The following is a 16,573-nucleotide window of genomic DNA, read 5'->3' on the forward strand; positions in this document are numbered from 1 at the left end:
TTACAAGAGATGTCGATTCGGTAGTCACTCCAGAATACGAGTACGTCGGGCGAAAAGAGCCGTTTCGAACCTTACCCGAACTTGCCCGTGATGTAGTCTTCGACGCGTTGACTCTCGGGGTTCTCGAAGATTTTCTGCGTGTCGTCGAACTCGACGAGTTCGCCGCCGGTGAGGAACACCGCGGTCTTATCGGAGATACGCGCGGCCTGTTGCATGTTGTGGGTGACGATGATGACCGTGTAGTCCTCGGCGAGTTCCTCGACGAGGTCCTCGATTTGCGAGGTTGCGACGGGGTCCAGCGCCGACGCCGGCTCGTCCATCAGGATCACTTCCGGGTCGGGTGCAATCGCGCGAGCGATGCAGAGGCGCTGTTGTTGGCCGCCGGAGAGTTCGAGACCTGATTCGTCGAGGCGGTCCTTGACCTCGTCCCAGAGTGCGGCCCGCTTGAGCGAGCGCTCGACGATTTCGTCGTGGTCACCCTCGATGTTCTGGATGTTCAGGCCGTAGGCGACGTTGTCGTAGATGCTCTTCGGGAAGGGGTTGGGCTTCTGGAAGACCATCCCGACGCGACGACGGAGTGCCACGGGGTCAACGTCGTCGTCGTAGACGTTTTTACCCCGAATCGAGAGTTCGCCCTCGACGCGGGCGCTATCGATGAGGTCGTTCATCCGGTTGATACACCGGAGGAACGTAGACTTCCCACACCCCGACGGTCCCACCATCGCGGTCACGCTGTTCTCGGGGATGTCCATCGTGATATCGTGCAACGCCTGGTCCGAACCGTACCACACGTTGACGTTGCGTGAGCGAACGATGGTGTCTCGGTCGGTCAAATCGAGCGATTCGGACATGCCATCGGTCACGTCGGTTTCGATGAGCATGTCGTCCGTCGTCGGGTCCTGTGTATTGTTCATTTGAGACGGTTCAGACTTCGATTGGTTGTTTTGGCTCATAATCGTGTTGTTAGCTTTCGCGTTCGTACTTGTTGCGCAGGACGATTGCGACCGAGTTCATCGCCAGAAGCACCGCGAGGAGGACGACCACACCGGCCGGGACGGCCTTCGTGTAGAAGTCCTCGCTGGCGAAGAGACTCGACCACGCGTACACTTGCAGCGGCATCGCGCTCACCTTCGACGAGAGTTCCGTCGGGAGGTTGAACAGGACGTTCGGCGCACCGATCATGATGAGCGGTGCGGTCTCGCCGATAGCGCGACCCAGTGCGAGAATCGTCCCGGTGAGGATACCGGGGAACGACTCGGGGAGCACGACGTTGCGAACGGTCTGCCAGCGCGTCGCGCCCATCCCGTAGGACGCCTGCCGGAGGTCGTTCGGGACCGACCGAATCGCCTCGCGCGAGGAGATGATGACGATGGGCAGGATGAGCAGCGAGAGCGTCGCCCCGCCGATGAGCACCGTCCCGGTTGGCTGGCCGAGGTAGTTGACGAACACACCCAGTCCGAGCAACCCGTAGACGACGGAGGGGACGCCAGCGAGATTCGAGATGTTGACGTCGATAAAGCGGGTGAACTTGTTGTTCGGGGCGTACTCTTCGAGGTAGACGGCGGCACCGACGCCGACCGGGAACGACATCGCAGCGACCGTACACATCAGGAGAATCGAGCCACCGATTGCGGGGTAGAGACCGGCGTTCTCCGCGCTCCCGCTGTGTGCGCTGGTGAGGAACTGCCAATCGACCCACGACTGCGGACCGGCGAAGCCGAGGGTGTTGACGACGAACGCGCCGAGGAGCGTGCCGCCGAGGACGACGGCGACGAACACTAACCCAGTGCGGTCTTCTTCGTTCGTCAGTGCGTTCCCACCGGCGTACGCCGCGGTCGGGAGGAGCGAGACGGAGGTGATAGTCGCCATCGCCACCGCGCCAAAGCCGGTCATCGACCCGACGAGTGCACCCACCGCGGTCAGAACGAACGTGGCCACACCGACGGCGAGTCCGGTCTTGTCGCCGCGGATGTCACCGAAGTACTGGCCGATGACGACGGCGGCGGTCCCGCCGAGCATGAGCGAGACCATCACCCACGGCGTCGGAACGACCGGGAGGGATTGGACGAGGTCGGCGACGCTCGGGATAATCGATGGCAAGCCGAGCGTCGAGCCGATGAAACCGGGGAAGCCGAACAGCGAGAGGTAGAACAGCGCACCGGTCAGACCGACGCGCGCGCCGAACGGAATCTGCCGGTCGTACTTCGTGAGTCCGACCACGACGAGGGCGGGGAGCACGAACGCCACGACGAACGAGAAAGCCACCAGCGGCGGGATGATGTCGATGAGGACGAGCGCCAAGCCGCTGGCGAACATGAGCGAGACGACGAGCATGCCGATGACCATGCCGCCGAACGAGAGCGCGCTCTTGTTGCGCTGGTACAGATACCCTCCAGCGAGCACCGTCGGGACGACGAGCGTGACGAAGAACGTCAGGTGCCAGGCGGGGTCCGCGGTGAACGGTTGGAGCGCGTCGTTGGCGACGTAGACGAGCAGTACCGCGAGCGTGACGATGCCGAACATCGTCGCCGCCATGAGCAGGTAGCGGAAGATGGTTCCGGTCGTGCGGCTCACTTGGCCGAACCCGGAGATAGTTCGCGGGTCGTTCTCGGTCGCCATTTAGTAGACCTCCCGATACTTCTGTGCGACGTAGTCGCTGATGATGTTCATGACGAGTGTGATGAAGAACAGCACGAGACCGATAGCGAACAGACTGCGGTAGGCCAGGCCACCGCCGGTGATGTCACCGGTGAGCAGTTGGACCATCGCGGCGGTCATCGGCAGGGCACCTTCGAGGTACGACGCCGGGTTGAGAGGGTTGAGGAACTTCGCTTGTGCCCCTGCGGCGACGGTGACGGCCATCGTCTCGCCGATCGCCCGCGAGAGCGCGAGGATGAACGACGAGAAGATGCCGGAGAGCGCCGCGGGCACGACGATGCCGGTGGACACGTCGAACTTGGTCGCACCCATGCCGTAGCCCGCCTGCCGGAGTTCGTCCGGGACGGCGGACATCGCGTCTTCACTGATGGAGGCGACCATCGGGATGATCATGATGCCGACGACGATGCTCGCCGAGAGCAGGTTGAACGTCCCGATCGAGGGGATCACCGTCTCGATGGCGGGCGTGATGTAGATGAGCGCGAAGAAACCGTAGACGACGGTCGGAACGCCCGCGAGGATTTCGAGGGCGGGTTTGAGAACCGACCGCGCTTGCGCGCTCGCGTACTCACTCAGGTAAATCGCGGTGGCGACTCCGAGCGGGAGTGCGATGATTGCCGAACCGATGGTGATCATCAACGTCGCCGAGACGAGCGACAGCACACCGAACTCTTGGCTATGGATTTGCCACGTCGTCCCGGTGAGGAAATCGACGAGCGATGCTGTTTGACCTTCGACACCCATCAGCGACGCGGTGATAGTGAAGAACTTCGCCGCTTCGGTGACGAGGAGTACGACGATACTGATGGTCGTCACGACGGACAGCGCCGCACACAGGAAGAAGAACGACCGTGTCAGTAACTCCCGCGGAGAGTTCTCCGTTCGCCGCGTGAAGTCGGTAGCCGGGTCATCTGTACTCATTGGATAGTATGAATCGTGGGGTATGAAAAAACGCTTCGTTACTCTATTCTGCCGTTAGGAGCCTAGTTGGCCTCTTCGATTGCCGAATTGAGTTTGTCGAGCATCTCCTGTTGTTCCTCTTCGCCGAGCGGGACGTACCCGACTTCGTCGGCGACGATTTCCTTGCTGGTGGAGTTCTCCATCCAGTAGGTTGCGAACTCGGCGACGTGTTCGTTGGCGAGCGATTCCTTCGCGGGGTACGTGAAGAGCGGGCGCGAGAGGGGGTTGTACTCGCCGGAGAGTGCGGTGTCGAGCGACGGTTCGACGAAGTTGCCCTCGTCGTTCTCGATGGCGACCGCCTGCACGGCGTCCGTGTTCTCGCTGTAGTACGCGAATCCCATGTAGCCGATGGCGAACTCGGAGCCTTCGACGCCCTGGATGATGGTGCGGTCCTGTTCGGTCGCGGAGTAGTCCTGGCGGTGGCCCGGACCTTCCTCGCCGATGATTGCCTCGATGAAGTAGTCGTACGTTCCGGACGCGTCAGTGGGACCGAAGATTTCGATTGGCTCTTCGGGCCACTCGGAGTTGACGTCGGACCACATTTCGGGCTGTTCCTCGGCCGAGAAGATGGTCTTGAGTTGCTCGACGGTGAGACCCTCGCCGATGAAGTCGTTGTCGTTGTTGACGATGACCGTCAGCGCGTCGGTTGCGACCTTGAGTTCGACGGGCGTGACGTCGCTGCTCGAACACTGGTCGGCTTCTTCGGGCTTGATTGGGCGCGACGCGTTGTTGAAGTCCGTCTGTCCGGTACAGAAGTAGTTGGCGAAGCCGCCACCGGAGCCAGTGGACTGGATGTTGATGCTGACTTCCGAGTGTTCGGACTGGAAGCGCTCTGCCATCGCGGTGGCGAGCGGGAACACCGTCGAGGAACCGGCGATGTTGATTTCGCCGGAGAGTCCTTCGGAGTCGGAACCGGAGTCCTCGGAGTCGCCGCCGTCCGAGCCGCCCGATTCGCCACCGTCCGAACCGCCGGTGTTGCTCTCGGTACAGCCGGCGAGACCAGCAACGCCAACTGCACCAGAAGCGATCAGGAACTTACGTCGGGACAGGACATCGTCCGTTTTACGCGTCATCAACTTTCAGGAGCCGAGTTACGGGTAAATACCCTGCTATGACAAATATATAGTCGTACATGGTGGTATGTTTTCAGACAAAGTGCCCCCAGACCCCCGATACCAGTCACTTCGAGATGAGCACGAGTCTCTAAATTCGTGCAGCATGTGAACGAATGACTAACTGAGGGTTCTCTATTGTCCCTCACGAGAGGATACATACATCCGCGAAAATCGTCCATAACCACGCCCGTGTGTAGAGAGATATCTCTCTCGTTCCAGTTCTACCGTTCAATGTGGAAAGTAGCAACCCATTATATAGTGATAGACAGATTTATTGTGGAAAGGTGTTCACAAAGTGGTATGGTCGAAACCCGAAAGGTGCAGGTCACCGGTGGCTCGACGTACACAGTCTCTATTCCGAAAGGCTGGGCCACCGAGAACGGAATCTCAGCCGGGAGTGAAGTCGAATTCTACCCGGAAGGCGATTCGCTGTTTTTGACCCCTCGCACCGAAGAGGAGCGAACCGAGGGCACCCTCGAAATCACGAACCTCGAGGGCGACGAACTCACGCGCGCGGTGATGACGATGTACGTGAGCGGCTTCGACATCATCTCGCTGGAGAGTTCGCGCATCAGCACCGACCAGCGACGCACGATTCGAGAGGCGACTCAGAGCCTCGTCGGTCTCGAAGTCCTCGAAGAGACCCGCGACCGAGTCGTCATCCGCGACCTGCTCGACTCCTCTGAACTCTCGATTCACAACGCGGTCACGCGCATGCGCCTCATCGCCATGTCCATGCTCGAAGACGCCATCAGCGCGCTCGCCGAGTTGGACGAGGACATGGCCCGCGACGTCATCCAGCGCGACGACGACGTGGACCGCCTCTGGATGGTCGTCTCGCGCATCTTCCGTGCGACTCTCCGAACCCCGAAGGCGGCCGAAGAACTCGGCCTGCCGCGCGAGGTCTGTTTCGACTACCAGTCGGCCGCCCGCCAACTCGAACGCATCGGCGACCACGCGACCAAGATTGCCCACCTGACGCTCAACTTCGAGCAACCGGTCAGCGAGGAAATCATCGAGGCAATTGAAGACCTGTTCGCCGAGGCGCAGACCGTCGTCAACGGCGGCATGGACGCGCTCTTCGCCGACGACAGCGCCGAGGCGACGCGACTGGCCAACGAGTCGCGCGAGTCGGTGCAGGTCATCGACGAGCGCGCTCGCGCCATCGACGAACTCCTCCGTGACCTCGACCCCGCCCGCGCGCAACTGCTCGGACTCATCGTGGACTCCGTCTCGCGTGCGGCCGACTACGGTGGCAACATCGCCGAGACGGCGCTCCAGAAGGCCGCCCCAACGCCCTGAACGCGGTTTCGACTCCGTTCTCTCGTTTTCGACTCTTACTTTCGTTCGTCTTCTCGCGCGAGCGATGGCTCTCGCTCTGAAAACGAGTCGTCGGTGCCACGTCAAATCGACGTGGCGAGAGAGAATCTATTCGTCGGTGCGGACTGCGTTGACCTGACCGTCCTGTCCGGGTCGGGAGGTCACGCGTGCGCGGCCGGCGCTCGTGTCGATGATGGAGCCTTTCGTGATGATGTTACGACGTGCGTAGTTCACGTTCGACGGGTTGTCAACGACACCTTCGATTTCGGCTTCGGTGACGTCTGCGCCGTCGGCGACCTGCACGACGTTGGTCGAGAGGGCACGGAGCTTCGACTCGTTACCGCGGGAGTCGATAACCTGGAATCGTGGCTCGCCGACCGTCGTTGCGGCGGGTTCACGACCCAGCTGGTAGCGCTTCTTGTTCGAGGACGGCTTGCGTCGTCCACCGGTCCGCTTTCGCTTGGAGCGTCCTTGGTCCTTCATACGGGGTACAAACCTCGGTGAGTACTTGAATCGCTCGACTCACGTCTTGTGGTGCCGTGACACGGCCGAAGGCCCGAATCGGCCGGCCGGGAACACAAACCGTTTAGTTCGCCCGCCGCACCCGTCGAATCGATGAGCCTCGATGTCACCGTCGCCGTTCCCTTCCGCCAGCACGGGGCGACTCGCCTCGGGGAAGGCGAGTTCGTCGTCGCCCTCTCGCTCGACCGCGACTGGTTCTCGCCGGACCAGGCGAAGCGCCTTATCGACCTCGCCGCGGGCCGCGGATTGGTCGAACTCGACGACGGCGAAGTCGTCGCCGCCTTCGACCCCGCCGACGTGACGGTCCCCGAAGAGTTCGAACCCGACGCGTCGGTCCTCCGCGAGCAGTCCGCCTTCGAGCAGATTCTCGACGCCTGCGTCGCCGCCGGCATCGAGAAACACACCGCCGTCGCCGACATCAACGACCGGCAGTCCCGACTCGGCGTGACCGCCGAAGCGGCCGCCGTCCTCTTCGCCCGCGAGAACGACATCGACGTGACCGACGCCGCCGCGAAGGCGAAGTCGTCGCTCGGCGAGTAGCCGACGAGAAAACGACACCCCAAAACCCTCCCTCGGCGAACGTCGAGTATGGTCGTCGATGCTCTCTCGGACGGCAAGCGAATCGCCCAGTTGCTCGCCTCGGAACTCACGGGCCACGAAGACGCATTCTCTCTCCTCGAAATCGTCGAGTCCGACCCCGACGTGGAACCGACCGACGACGGCGCGTTCGCCTTCGGCGTAAACCACGGCGACGAGCGAGTCGCCGAGGTGTTCGTCCAACCGGACCGCGCCCGCGTCGAGTTCGTCTCTCACCCGGACCTCGCCGCCGAGCACGCGAGCGAGGCCGACCTTCGCGTTCGCCCGAAGGCCGTTCGCCCGCCGCGGACGCTCGTCTTCGTCGAAGACGGCGCGCAAGTCAAGTGGTTACTGCCGACGTTCCGCGCGCTCGTCGCGGCGTTCGACGACGAATAGGAGAATCAGAGATTCGAACGAGTCAGAGGTCGGCGAGCAGTTCCGGCAGGCGCACCGACAACTCGTCGCGCTCGATGTGTGCGATGGCCCGCGGGTCCGGGTCGTCGCCCTCCGGGCCGAGCACTTGGACGGGGATGAGACCCGCCGCGTCTGCCCCCGCGATGTCGTGTTCGACGCTATCGCCGACGTAGACCGTCTCTTCGGCGGGGGTTCCGAGCGCCTCTAACAGCGCGTCGAACGAGCGACCGTCCGGTTTGCCGGCCTCGAGCGCGCCCGTGACGAGCGCGACGTCGAAGTGGTCGTACCACCCGAGTTTCTCCAGTTTCGACTCCTGTGCGAGCACCGGACCGTTCGTGAGCACGCCGATTCGATAGGTGGTCCGAAGCCCGGCGAGCATGGCTTCGACGCCGGGAACCGGCTCGACGGCGTCGGTGATGCGTTCGCGGTAGGCCGTGGCCACGTGCTCGGGGTCCACGGCGGTGTCGTGGTCGTCGAGCAGCGTCTCGAAGATTGGCGTTCGGGTCTCGCCCGTGAGATGTTGCTGGTGCGCTCTGAGATACGCCTCTCTGGACAGCGGCGGTGCGCCCGTTTCGCTCGCTGCCTCGGAGAGAATCGTCTCGCGGTCCCGGGTCGGAACCGCGAGCGTGTAGTCGAGGTCGAACCCGACTGCGGAGACTGGCATCGTCGGCCGACCGTTAGTCACCAACTGATATGAGGGTGCCGACACTGAGAGGAGGGGCGTGTTTTTTACCATCGAGTGTGAGGCCGAGGTATGACCCTCGACCCCGTCCACGTGGACGACATCGCGCGCATGGCGAGCACCCTCGCCGGCACGATGGACGACACCGACCACGACGACGTGGCCCGGACGGTCTGGGAGCAGTGGTTGGACCCGCTTCGACCCGTCGGCGGCGGCCGCCCCGTCGTCGAACCACTCGGCGAACAGCGACTCAACGCCGCCGTCATCGACGACGTCGCCCTCGCCGAACCGCCGTTTCCGACGGTTCACGGCCTCGATTCGGGGACAATCAACCCCACGACGTTCAAGAACGGTCTCGTCCTCGACGTGGCCCACGCCGCGATGGCCGCCGAACCCTCGGACCTCGACCTCCACCGCAACCGCAGTATCGTCATGACCGCGCACACGCGCGACCCGACCGCCCCAATCGGCGAAGAGGAGTGGCGAAAGTCCGACGAAGGCTACGGCCGACGGCGCGTCATCCGCGCCCCGCGCGTCAGTCGCTACGCCGAGGGCGTCGTCCACGCGCTCTCGCTCTACCTCGCCGAGAGCGCGCACGCGCTCGAACACGCCGACCACGTGTCCGACCTGCTCTTTTTGGACGGCCCGCTCTACCCCAAGGAACTCCTCAACTGGCGCGATAGAGACGCCGAACTCCGCGAGTTGACGCGCGAGGCCCAACCGAAGGCCATCGTGGAGAACTACATCCGCCTCGTCGAGCAGTTCGTCGAGCGCGGCGTCCCACTCGCCGGGTTCGTCAAGAACCCCTCGGCGAAACACATCGTCAACACCGTCGAGCGACAGTTCAAGGAATCCGGCGGCGGGAAGGTACCGTGGATAGACGACGTGGCCTTCTTCATCCAACTGCTCGAACAGCGGACCGGCCCGGACCTCGACGACCGCCGGACCGACGAACTCACCTTCACGAACTGGTTCGTCTCTCGCGGCGGGTCGGACAGGCAAGTGAGCGCCGACGGCGACGCCTTCGGCATCGACCGCAAACTCGACCCCGAAGCGTACACGGTCACGTTCTTCACCATCTACGACCCGCGGACCGACGTCGGCTACCGCGTCGAAGCACCCTACGCGGTCACGAAAGACCCCGAGGTGCGCGAGAAACTCACGCTACAGGCGGTGCGAGACGTGGCCGCCAATCGCGGGCCGCCGACGGCAATCGAGAAGGCCGACGAGTTAGCCCGCGTGAGCGTCGGCGAGAAAGCCGCGCTCCGACAGAAGTTGGCAGAAGAGATGTCTTCGGAGGCACAGTACGCCTACGACGACGTGCGGTGGCCGGCAGACGAGTGATTCGAGCGGGTCGTTCCCGTCAAACCGGTCCCGCCGGCGACCCTTCTTCTTCGGGTCGGATGACGTCGATTGTGACGTCGTCGCCGGCGACACCGACGCGCGCGAACTGCGTGCGGATGTGTTCTTTGGCGGCGCTGAGTGCCTGGTCGCGGGTGTCGAACCCCCGCGGGAGCGGGTTGTCGAACGCGACGCGAATCGTCCGACCGTCGATAGTCGTCTCGGTGCCGCCGCTCTCGACTTCGTAGAACTCGTCGCAAACCCACACGTACGGGGCCGCTTCGTCCGGCGCACCGCGGTACTTCGGCGCTTCTTCGCCGCGCTCGAATATCGTCCCCGTGAGCGCCGTGCCACCGCCGTGTCCACGAACCAGAAGCATAGATGTGGTAGGAGCGCGAGCATCAAAAGTCGTGCGCGGGATGGGGGTACATACCAGATGGTCTCGCGGAACGTGCTGAGGGTTTTTAATCGATGCCGCCAACGGTGTGGGCATGAGCGATTTGGGGGATTTCACAGATATTCGTGGTGACGAGGGTGATGGGAACGGCGAGTCGTCTCGCCGAACCACCCCGCGGAAGCCCATCGAAGAGACTAGCGGCGAGGAGGCGTCCAATGGCGAGGAAGCCTCCAGCGGTGAGGAAGCGTCCAACGGCGAGGAGGCATCGAACGGCCAGCAAGCGTCGAACCGCGACGCGTCCACGTCGGCCGCCGAGGACGACAGTCTCTCGTTCGAATCGTACGATGCCGACCCGGTCGGAACCGAGCGTGGACTCGGCGCAATCGCCGTCTCCCAAGGGCTTCGTGTCTCCCAAGACAGCGACCGGACGACGCTCCGCGCGTTCGTCACGACTGGCAACCGCGAGCACGTCCGTCTCGGCACGTATCTCATCGTCCCCTACCCCGACGAGGAACTCCTCTTTTGCCACATCGTCGGACTCGAATACGCCCAGGAGTTCCACGCCGACGACGCCACCGAAATCCACGCTCGGCGGGCCATGCGCCGTTCCGAAGACGAGTTCAAAGAACGCGACTACAAGTTCATGGCCGAGTTGGAACCCCTCGCCGTCCTCTTCTCCGACGACGACGAACTCAAACGCCGGATGGTTGACCGCGTGCCCAAACCCGGCGCAACCGTCGGCGAAGCGAAGGACGCGACCCAAATCAAGACCGGCCTGAAGATTCCCGAAGACGGCGTCTTCCTCGGCCACCTCTCGGTCGGTGGCGAGAAGGTCCGAACCTCCGCGTCGCCGCCGACTATCGACTACCGGCTCAACGACAACTACGCCGACGGCGACCCGCTCGTCTTCCGCCACTCGCTCGTCGCGGGCGGAACTGGCTCGGGGAAGACCCACGCCTCGAAGAACATCCTCCGCCAGTATCTCTCGCCCGAGCGAACCTACGAGATGGACGACGGCCGCGACGTGCAGACCGCTGTCGTGCAGTTCGACCCGCAGGACGAGTACGCGCAGATGCACGACGACAACGAAGAGCTGGACGCGAAGACGGCCCAGCGCTACGAGCGCGAGGGCATCGCCCACGGCGGCCACGACGACACCGTCGCGCTCGTGCCCAAGATGGCCGGGTCGTCGTACGCCGGTGCGAACCATCGCGCCGAGCAACTCGAATTCACCATCCCCTTTTCGATGGTCGAAGACCTGCCGTGGCTGGTCGCGGGAAGCAGCCTCAACGAGAACCAGTACCCGGCGTTGCTCTCGCTCATCAACCGCTTCTTCCGCGACTACGGCGACGCCGGCACCTACAGCGAGTTCCTGACGTTCCTCGACGACCCCGCGCTCAAAGAAGAACTCCACGAGTCGGGGCGCGTCCACGAAGCGACGTTCGACGCGGTCAAACGTCGGGTTCGCGGCATCCCCAAGGGCGTCTTCGACCAAGACGCCAAGCCGATTACGGAGTTGGACCACGAACTCGTCCGACCCGGCGGACTCACGGTGGTCCCGACCTACCACCTGCCGACGAGTCGCGCCAAAGAGTTGTTCGTCCTCGCCGTCTCCTCGATGCTCATCGACGACAAACTCTCGAACGACCCCGAGAGCGACCGAATCAAGGAGACGCCCGTCGTCCTCGGGATGGACGAGGCGCACAACTTCCTCTCCGATGCGGACAGCGTCCAGGCCCAGAAGGTCATCAAAAAGTTCACCGAAGCCGCGAAACAGGGGCGCAAAGAGCGCCTCGGCCTGTTTCTCATCACGCAGGACCCGCAAGATATCGCCGACCCGGTGTTCAAACAGGTGAACACGAAAATCGTGCTCAACCTCGGCGACGAAGACGCCATCAAGAGCGTCAACATCCCGCCGAACCTCGAAAGCAAGGTGCCCTACATGGAGAAGGGTCAGATGGTCGTCTACTCGCCCGACAACTCCGACCCCGTCGAACTCATCGGCCTGTCGAACTGTGTGACCCGCCACGGCGACCGGTAGATGAAAACCGGGAGACAAATCGGCACCCGACGCGGCGCAGGTTTTTGTCCTCCCCCCGATTACTCGCGGTATGGCCACCCACATTCTCGTTCCAGTCGATGGGTCGGAGCAGTCCATCGAGGCGCTTCGATTCGCCGCGACGGAGTGGCCGCGCGCGAAGCTCACCCTGCTGAACGTCATCAACCCCAGTACGGCCAAATACACCGACAGCGCCTTCAGCGGCTCTGAAGAGTGGTATCAGAAACAGAAGCGAAAGGCGACAGAGACGTTCGCGCAGGTGAAAGCCGACGCCTCGCTCGTCGATACCGACCGCGATATCTCGACACGAATCGCCGTCGGCAAGCCCGCCAAGACCATCGTCGAAGTGCTCGAAGCAGACGACTACGACCACGTCGTCGTCGGCAGTCACAGCCGAACCGGCGTCTCACGCGTCATCCTCGGCAGCGTCGCAGAAGCGATCGTCCGCGACTCGCCCGTTCCGGTGACCGTCGTCAGATAAGTCAACTCGGGCTCACGTCAGTGGCGTGAATGTAACCTGGTGAATCCAACGCCATGAGCCCTGCGAGCACCCTGAAATCGGACGATTTACCCGGATTCACGGGGCCTATTATTCTGTCCTTCGTTGGGCCTTCTAATGGAATTCGAAGAAGTCGTAACGACGCGCCGGTCGCTCCACGAGTACGCAGACGAACCACTCGACGACGAGACGCTCGAATCTATCTTCGAGAACGCCGTTCAGGCCCCATCGAGCTACAATCTCCAGCCGTGGGAGTTCGTCGTGTTGCGCGAAGACGAGACCCAAGAGGCCCTCCGTGCGGCCGCCTACGACCAAGAACACGTGACGGGTGCCGCCGCGTCCATCATCGTCCTCGGGAACAAAGACCCCGAAGCACACGCCGAGACCGTCGTCGAGGACATGCTGGAGAAGGGCTACCTCCCCAACGAGGAGGTCGCCGAAGGTATCCTCGACAACATCGCCGGAATGGCCGACCTCCCCGAAGAAGAGCGCCGCGTCTGGACCGTCCGTTCCACGTCGTTGGTCGCCATGAACCTCATGAACGCCGCGTGGGACGAGGGCGTCGCCACCTGCCCAATCGGCGGTTTCGACCCCGACGCGGTGCTCGATGCCTTCGACATCGACGGCTCTCAGTACGAACCCGTCATGCTCCTGACGATGGGTATCCCCGCCGAAGACGCCGGCGAACTGCAAGCAGAACAGAAGTACCGCCGCCCGGTTGACGAAGTCGTCCACTACGAGGAGTTCTCCCCGAATCGACTCGCTGAGCCTGCACCCGCGGACGACTGAGGCGACCTGTCTCGAATCCTCTCTCGCCGGACGTCCATCCACCCGTCACTCACCGGACGTACATCCCCTCGAACCACTCGCGTTTGACACCTCGTGAACGATGCGGACGCGAGGGCAGAGGATGTCAAGATAGTTCACCTCCGGACAGAATATCCACCCCCTGAAAAACTCAGAGTTTGACGAGTGACTAAGAATCATATACGAGTATCGTGTAGCCGAAGACGAGGACGATATCGTATGTTCATCATGTCGAGCGACGATTTCTCGGTTCACACCAAACAGTGTGACGCGGTGACTGGAATGTCACTGAGTAGTCTTCCCGACGAAGTAGATTCGTTAGACGATTTGGAGTGCGAGTGTTGGAACGAGTTCAGTTCTTTCGACGAGATACCGGGCGCATAACGAGCGGGCCGAGCGACCTCAGAAGATGTTCGCTTGTTGGTAGACGCTGATTCCGTCGTTCGTGAGTTCGTACGGCTTGGTCTCGCGCGAGTGGTTCGCATCGCGTATCTTCTGAATCTCGATTGCGAGACGCGTCTCACGGAAGTCGTCGGGGCGGACGTACTGGAGGATGAACACCGCATCGGAGAGATACTCGACGATACCGTGTCGAGACGCGTAGGGATTTTCTTGACTCGCCTCCGAGGTGAGCATCGTCGTCACGCCAGCGTCTTTCAGCGAGCGCGCGAAGTTGAACACCTCGCTCCGGCGTTTCGACGGGTGGTCGTACATCATCTCCAAGAGCGACACCGAGTCGAGGACGAGGCGGTCGGCCCCGAAGTCATCGACGAGTCGCGGGAGGTCGTTACGGATGCTGGAGAGGCTGTTCGCCATCTCGACCGGGTCGAGGTCGACGATTGCCAGTCGGTTCTCCGCTTCGTACTCACCGAAGGGCCACCCTTTCTCCTCGGCCGTCTCGAGGATGCGACGGCGACTCTCTTCGAGCGTGATGTAGACGCCACTGCCACCGTCTTTCATCACCTCGTTGAGGAACTGCAGGCCGAAGGTTGTTTTCCCCGTCCCGGCGCTCCCAATCGTCACCATGAGCGAGCGTCTAGGGACGCCGCCGAGAATCATGTCGTCTAGGCCTTCGATACCGATATCGATGCGGTCGATGTCGGACTCGAACTCCTCCTCGTCGAACGATTGAGCCTCGGACGAGTCGCCGCCACTGAAGCCGAACACTTCGTCGAAGTCGTCGCTATCGCGTGGTGGGTTCGAGTCCATCGCGCCCGCATCGAAGCCGTCGAGGTCGGGCGCGTTTTCGAACGCAGTCGCAAAGTCCGTCGCAAACGGGTTGTCGCCCGCTGGCTCGTCCGACACGTCTGGTGCATCGAATTCGGTTGGTTCTGCTGGTGGGAAGTCGCCGTGCTCCTGGTCTGCTTCGGCGTCGGCTGTGTCGGTTGTATCAGGCGCGTCAGTTTCATCGGCCGCATCTGCCGCGTCGGTTGCACCGTCGTCGATATCGCCGTCAGACTTCTCTCCGTCGCCCTCGCGGAGCGCACGCTCGAACCAGTCGTCATCGTCGCTCATGGGGACCACCGGATGACGGAGGAACCTGCGTCGATGCCTGCCATCACTGCAACGTCGGGGGCGAACGTGATGAACGTTTCTCGTACTGTCGGACGACCATGACGGTGTGTTTTTTGTCGGGCGCACCGAACCGCGGGGCATGAACGTCGGCATCGTCGCACAAAAGGGCAACAGGCAGGCCGCGACCCTCGCAAGAGACATGCGCAAGGCGCTTTCGAAGGTCGATGTCGAAGTCCGGTTCGACGAGGCGACCGCCGCCGCGCTCGACCGCTCGGGCGTCCCCGTCGAGACGTTCCACGAGTGTGACCTCGTGGTGAGTATCGGCGGCGACGGCACGTTTCTCTACGCCGCTCACGGGTCCGACGGCGTCCCAATCGTCGGCGTCAACCTCGGCGAAGTCGGCTTCCTGAACGCCGTCTCGCCGGAAGACGCGCTTCAGACCGTCCTCGAAGAAGTCGCCGCCTTCCGCGACGGGTCGCAGACGATTCGAGACGTGCCGCGCATCGTCGCCTCCGGCGACGACTGGGAGATGCATCCGTCGATGAACGAAGTCGTCATCCACGGCCCGCGACGCGGCCACGGCGGCGGCGCGACGTTCGAAATCCGCGTCGATGACTCTGTGTACTCGGTCGGTCACGCCGACGGCGTGCTCGTCTCGACGCCTGCCGGGAGCACCGCCTACAACCTCAGCGAAGGCGGCCCGCTCGTCCATCCGGGCGTCGAAGGACTCGTCGTCACCGAGATGGCCGCCACCGAGGGCATGCCGCCGCTCGTCGTCTCGCGCGATTCGACGGTCACCGTCTCGGTCGAAGACGCCCCTTCGGCGGTCGTCGTCGGCGACGGGCGAACCCGGCGGTCTATCGACTCGCCGGCGTCGATTCGTATCGAGCCATCGGACTCGCCGGTGCGACTCGCTGGGCCGACCTCTGATTTCTTCCAGGCGTTAGGAAAACTCGACTAATCTGCGGGTTCGACCGACGGCCCGCCCCACGGCAGTTCGACCAACCGGTCCGGGGAGTTACGAAGGCCGAGTCGAGAGACGATTTCGAACGTTCGGTTCTCGGTCGCTTCGGTGAAGAGCGACCGCACGAGCACGTCTGCGACGTCCGCGCGCGAAATACTGCCGCTCACCGAGTCGCCGCCTTCGCCGACGAGGACGTCGCCCGTCGCGGGTGCGTCGGTGAGCGCGCCGGGGCGGATAATCGTATGGATGAGCGACGACTCCCGCAGACGGGACTCGCTTTCGTCTTTCGCCGAGAGCACGCCCGTGGCGGTGAGAATCGCGCGCATCGAGAGCGGGATTCCGTCCTTGGAGTCGCCGACGCCGATAGAAGAGCAGAGAACGAAGCGTGAGACGCCGGCGGCGGTGGCCGCGTCGATGAGATTGACGATTCCCTCGCCATCGACGAGAGTCCCGCGGATGGTGTCCATCCCGGGTGTCGAACCGACCGTCGAGACGACCGCATCGACGCCGATGACGGCCTCGCGCGCGTCTTCGGAGTCGAGTAAGTCGCCGACGACGACCTCGTCAGCGCCGCGTGCCAACAGGTCGTCGCGCTCGTCGGCAGCGCGTGTCAACGCCCGCACCGTGGCGGGTGTCTCCGCGAGTCGGGCGAGCACGTGTCGCCCGGTTCGACCTGTCGCGCCCGCCACGAGGACGCGCATGCCAGTCTGTGTCATGGTCGTACGTCGGACCGAGGCTCAATAA

17 protein-coding genes are annotated in these 16,573 nt (G+C 63.0%); 8 read left to right on the forward strand and 9 right to left on the reverse strand.

Translation table 11 applies throughout. The features are described 5' to 3' along the window. Nucleotides 1-71: 71 nt before the first annotated feature. From pstB to ACFQJC_RS02970, 4 genes are all read right to left on the reverse strand, one after another. Nucleotides 72-914 carry a phosphate ABC transporter ATP-binding protein PstB gene (pstB, locus tag ACFQJC_RS02955; protein ID WP_390221757.1) on the reverse strand — a complete coding sequence of 281 codons (843 nt, stop codon included), beginning with the start codon at nucleotides 912-914 and terminating at the stop codon, nucleotides 72-74. Between the two features lie 49 nt (nucleotides 915-963). Continuing rightward, a complete protein-coding gene (gene pstA / locus ACFQJC_RS02960; protein WP_390221758.1) occupies nucleotides 964-2,619 on the reverse strand; it encodes a phosphate ABC transporter permease PstA in 1,656 nt (551 codons plus the stop codon). After that, nucleotides 2,620-3,579 carry a phosphate ABC transporter permease subunit PstC gene (gene pstC, locus ACFQJC_RS02965; RefSeq protein WP_390221759.1) on the reverse strand — a complete coding sequence of 320 codons (960 nt, stop codon included), beginning with the start codon at nucleotides 3,577-3,579 and terminating at the stop codon, nucleotides 2,620-2,622. A gap of 62 nt (nucleotides 3,580-3,641) precedes the next feature. Then, entirely contained in the window at nucleotides 3,642-4,691 is a 1,050-nt protein-coding gene (locus tag ACFQJC_RS02970) for a PstS family phosphate ABC transporter substrate-binding protein (RefSeq protein WP_390221760.1), read from the reverse strand. 342 nt (nucleotides 4,692-5,033) lie between these two features. On the opposite strand from ACFQJC_RS02970, the gene ACFQJC_RS02975 reads away from it, so the two are divergent. After that, on the forward strand, nucleotides 5,034-6,035 hold the full coding sequence (locus ACFQJC_RS02975) for a PhoU domain-containing protein (RefSeq protein WP_390221761.1): 1,002 nt from the start codon (nucleotides 5,034-5,036) through the stop codon (nucleotides 6,033-6,035). Between the two features lie 126 nt (nucleotides 6,036-6,161). On the opposite strand, the gene ACFQJC_RS02980 is transcribed toward ACFQJC_RS02975, so the two are convergent. Then, nucleotides 6,162-6,536, reverse strand: coding sequence for a 30S ribosomal protein S8e (locus ACFQJC_RS02980; protein WP_390221762.1), 375 nt, complete (start codon nucleotides 6,534-6,536; stop codon nucleotides 6,162-6,164). Between the two features lie 132 nt (nucleotides 6,537-6,668). Between ACFQJC_RS02980 and ACFQJC_RS02985 the strand changes: the two genes are divergently transcribed. Together ACFQJC_RS02985 and ACFQJC_RS02990 are read left to right on the forward strand one after the other, a co-directional pair. Then, nucleotides 6,669-7,115 carry a DUF2240 family protein gene (locus tag ACFQJC_RS02985; RefSeq protein WP_390221763.1) on the forward strand — a complete coding sequence of 149 codons (447 nt, stop codon included), beginning with the start codon at nucleotides 6,669-6,671 and terminating at the stop codon, nucleotides 7,113-7,115. Nucleotides 7,116-7,163: 48 nt separating this feature from the next. Next, the gene (locus ACFQJC_RS02990; protein WP_390221764.1) at nucleotides 7,164-7,547 is read left to right on the forward strand and encodes a hypothetical protein; all 384 of its coding nucleotides are present in this window, start codon (nucleotides 7,164-7,166) and stop codon (nucleotides 7,545-7,547) included. Between the two features lie 22 nt (nucleotides 7,548-7,569). On the opposite strand, the gene ACFQJC_RS02995 is transcribed toward ACFQJC_RS02990, so the two are convergent. Beyond that, nucleotides 7,570-8,229: an HAD family hydrolase gene (locus tag ACFQJC_RS02995; protein ID WP_390221765.1), complete on the reverse strand. Its 660-nt coding sequence runs from the start codon at nucleotides 8,227-8,229 to the stop codon at nucleotides 7,570-7,572. Between the two features lie 90 nt (nucleotides 8,230-8,319). Here ACFQJC_RS02995 and ACFQJC_RS03000 point away from each other — a divergent pair, with 90 nt between their 5' ends. Then, nucleotides 8,320-9,591, forward strand: coding sequence for a DNA double-strand break repair nuclease NurA (locus tag ACFQJC_RS03000; protein ID WP_390221766.1), 1,272 nt, complete (start codon nucleotides 8,320-8,322; stop codon nucleotides 9,589-9,591). 19 nt (nucleotides 9,592-9,610) lie between these two features. Here ACFQJC_RS03000 and ACFQJC_RS03005 read toward each other — a convergent pair whose 3' ends face one another. Beyond that, complete coding sequence (locus ACFQJC_RS03005; protein WP_390221767.1) at nucleotides 9,611-9,967, reverse strand: DUF7113 family protein; 357 nt, start codon at nucleotides 9,965-9,967, stop codon at nucleotides 9,611-9,613. 112 nt (nucleotides 9,968-10,079) lie between these two features. Between ACFQJC_RS03005 and ACFQJC_RS03010 the strand changes: the two genes are divergently transcribed. From ACFQJC_RS03010 to ACFQJC_RS03020, 3 genes are all read left to right on the forward strand, one after another. Next, the gene (locus tag ACFQJC_RS03010) at nucleotides 10,080-12,026 is read left to right on the forward strand and encodes an ATP-binding protein (RefSeq protein WP_390221768.1); all 1,947 of its coding nucleotides are present in this window, start codon (nucleotides 10,080-10,082) and stop codon (nucleotides 12,024-12,026) included. A gap of 70 nt (nucleotides 12,027-12,096) precedes the next feature. Beyond that, on the forward strand, nucleotides 12,097-12,525 hold the full coding sequence (locus ACFQJC_RS03015; RefSeq protein WP_390221769.1) for a universal stress protein: 429 nt from the start codon (nucleotides 12,097-12,099) through the stop codon (nucleotides 12,523-12,525). Nucleotides 12,526-12,660: 135 nt separating this feature from the next. After that, entirely contained in the window at nucleotides 12,661-13,332 is a 672-nt protein-coding gene (locus ACFQJC_RS03020) for a nitroreductase family protein (protein ID WP_390221770.1), read from the forward strand. Between the two features lie 420 nt (nucleotides 13,333-13,752). Here the strand turns inward: ACFQJC_RS03020 and ACFQJC_RS03025 are convergent, their stop codons facing one another. Continuing rightward, nucleotides 13,753-14,865, reverse strand: coding sequence for a KaiC domain-containing protein (locus tag ACFQJC_RS03025; RefSeq protein WP_390221771.1), 1,113 nt, complete (start codon nucleotides 14,863-14,865; stop codon nucleotides 13,753-13,755). A 139-nt stretch (nucleotides 14,866-15,004) separates the two neighbouring features. Here ACFQJC_RS03025 and ACFQJC_RS03030 point away from each other — a divergent pair, with 139 nt between their 5' ends. Then, complete coding sequence (locus ACFQJC_RS03030; protein ID WP_390221772.1) at nucleotides 15,005-15,826, forward strand: NAD(+)/NADH kinase; 822 nt, start codon at nucleotides 15,005-15,007, stop codon at nucleotides 15,824-15,826. On the opposite strand, the gene ACFQJC_RS03035 is transcribed toward ACFQJC_RS03030, so the two are convergent. Continuing rightward, on the reverse strand, nucleotides 15,823-16,545 hold the full coding sequence (locus ACFQJC_RS03035; protein WP_390221773.1) for an SDR family oxidoreductase: 723 nt from the start codon (nucleotides 16,543-16,545) through the stop codon (nucleotides 15,823-15,825). The two genes, ACFQJC_RS03030 and ACFQJC_RS03035, sit on opposite strands and share 4 nt — an antisense overlap. Between the last annotated feature and the right edge of the window lie 28 nt (nucleotides 16,546-16,573).

It is taken from the genome of Haloferax namakaokahaiae (genome assembly GCF_042663225.1).
Taxonomy (GTDB): Archaea; Halobacteriota; Halobacteria; order Halobacteriales; family Haloferacaceae; genus Haloferax; species Haloferax namakaokahaiae.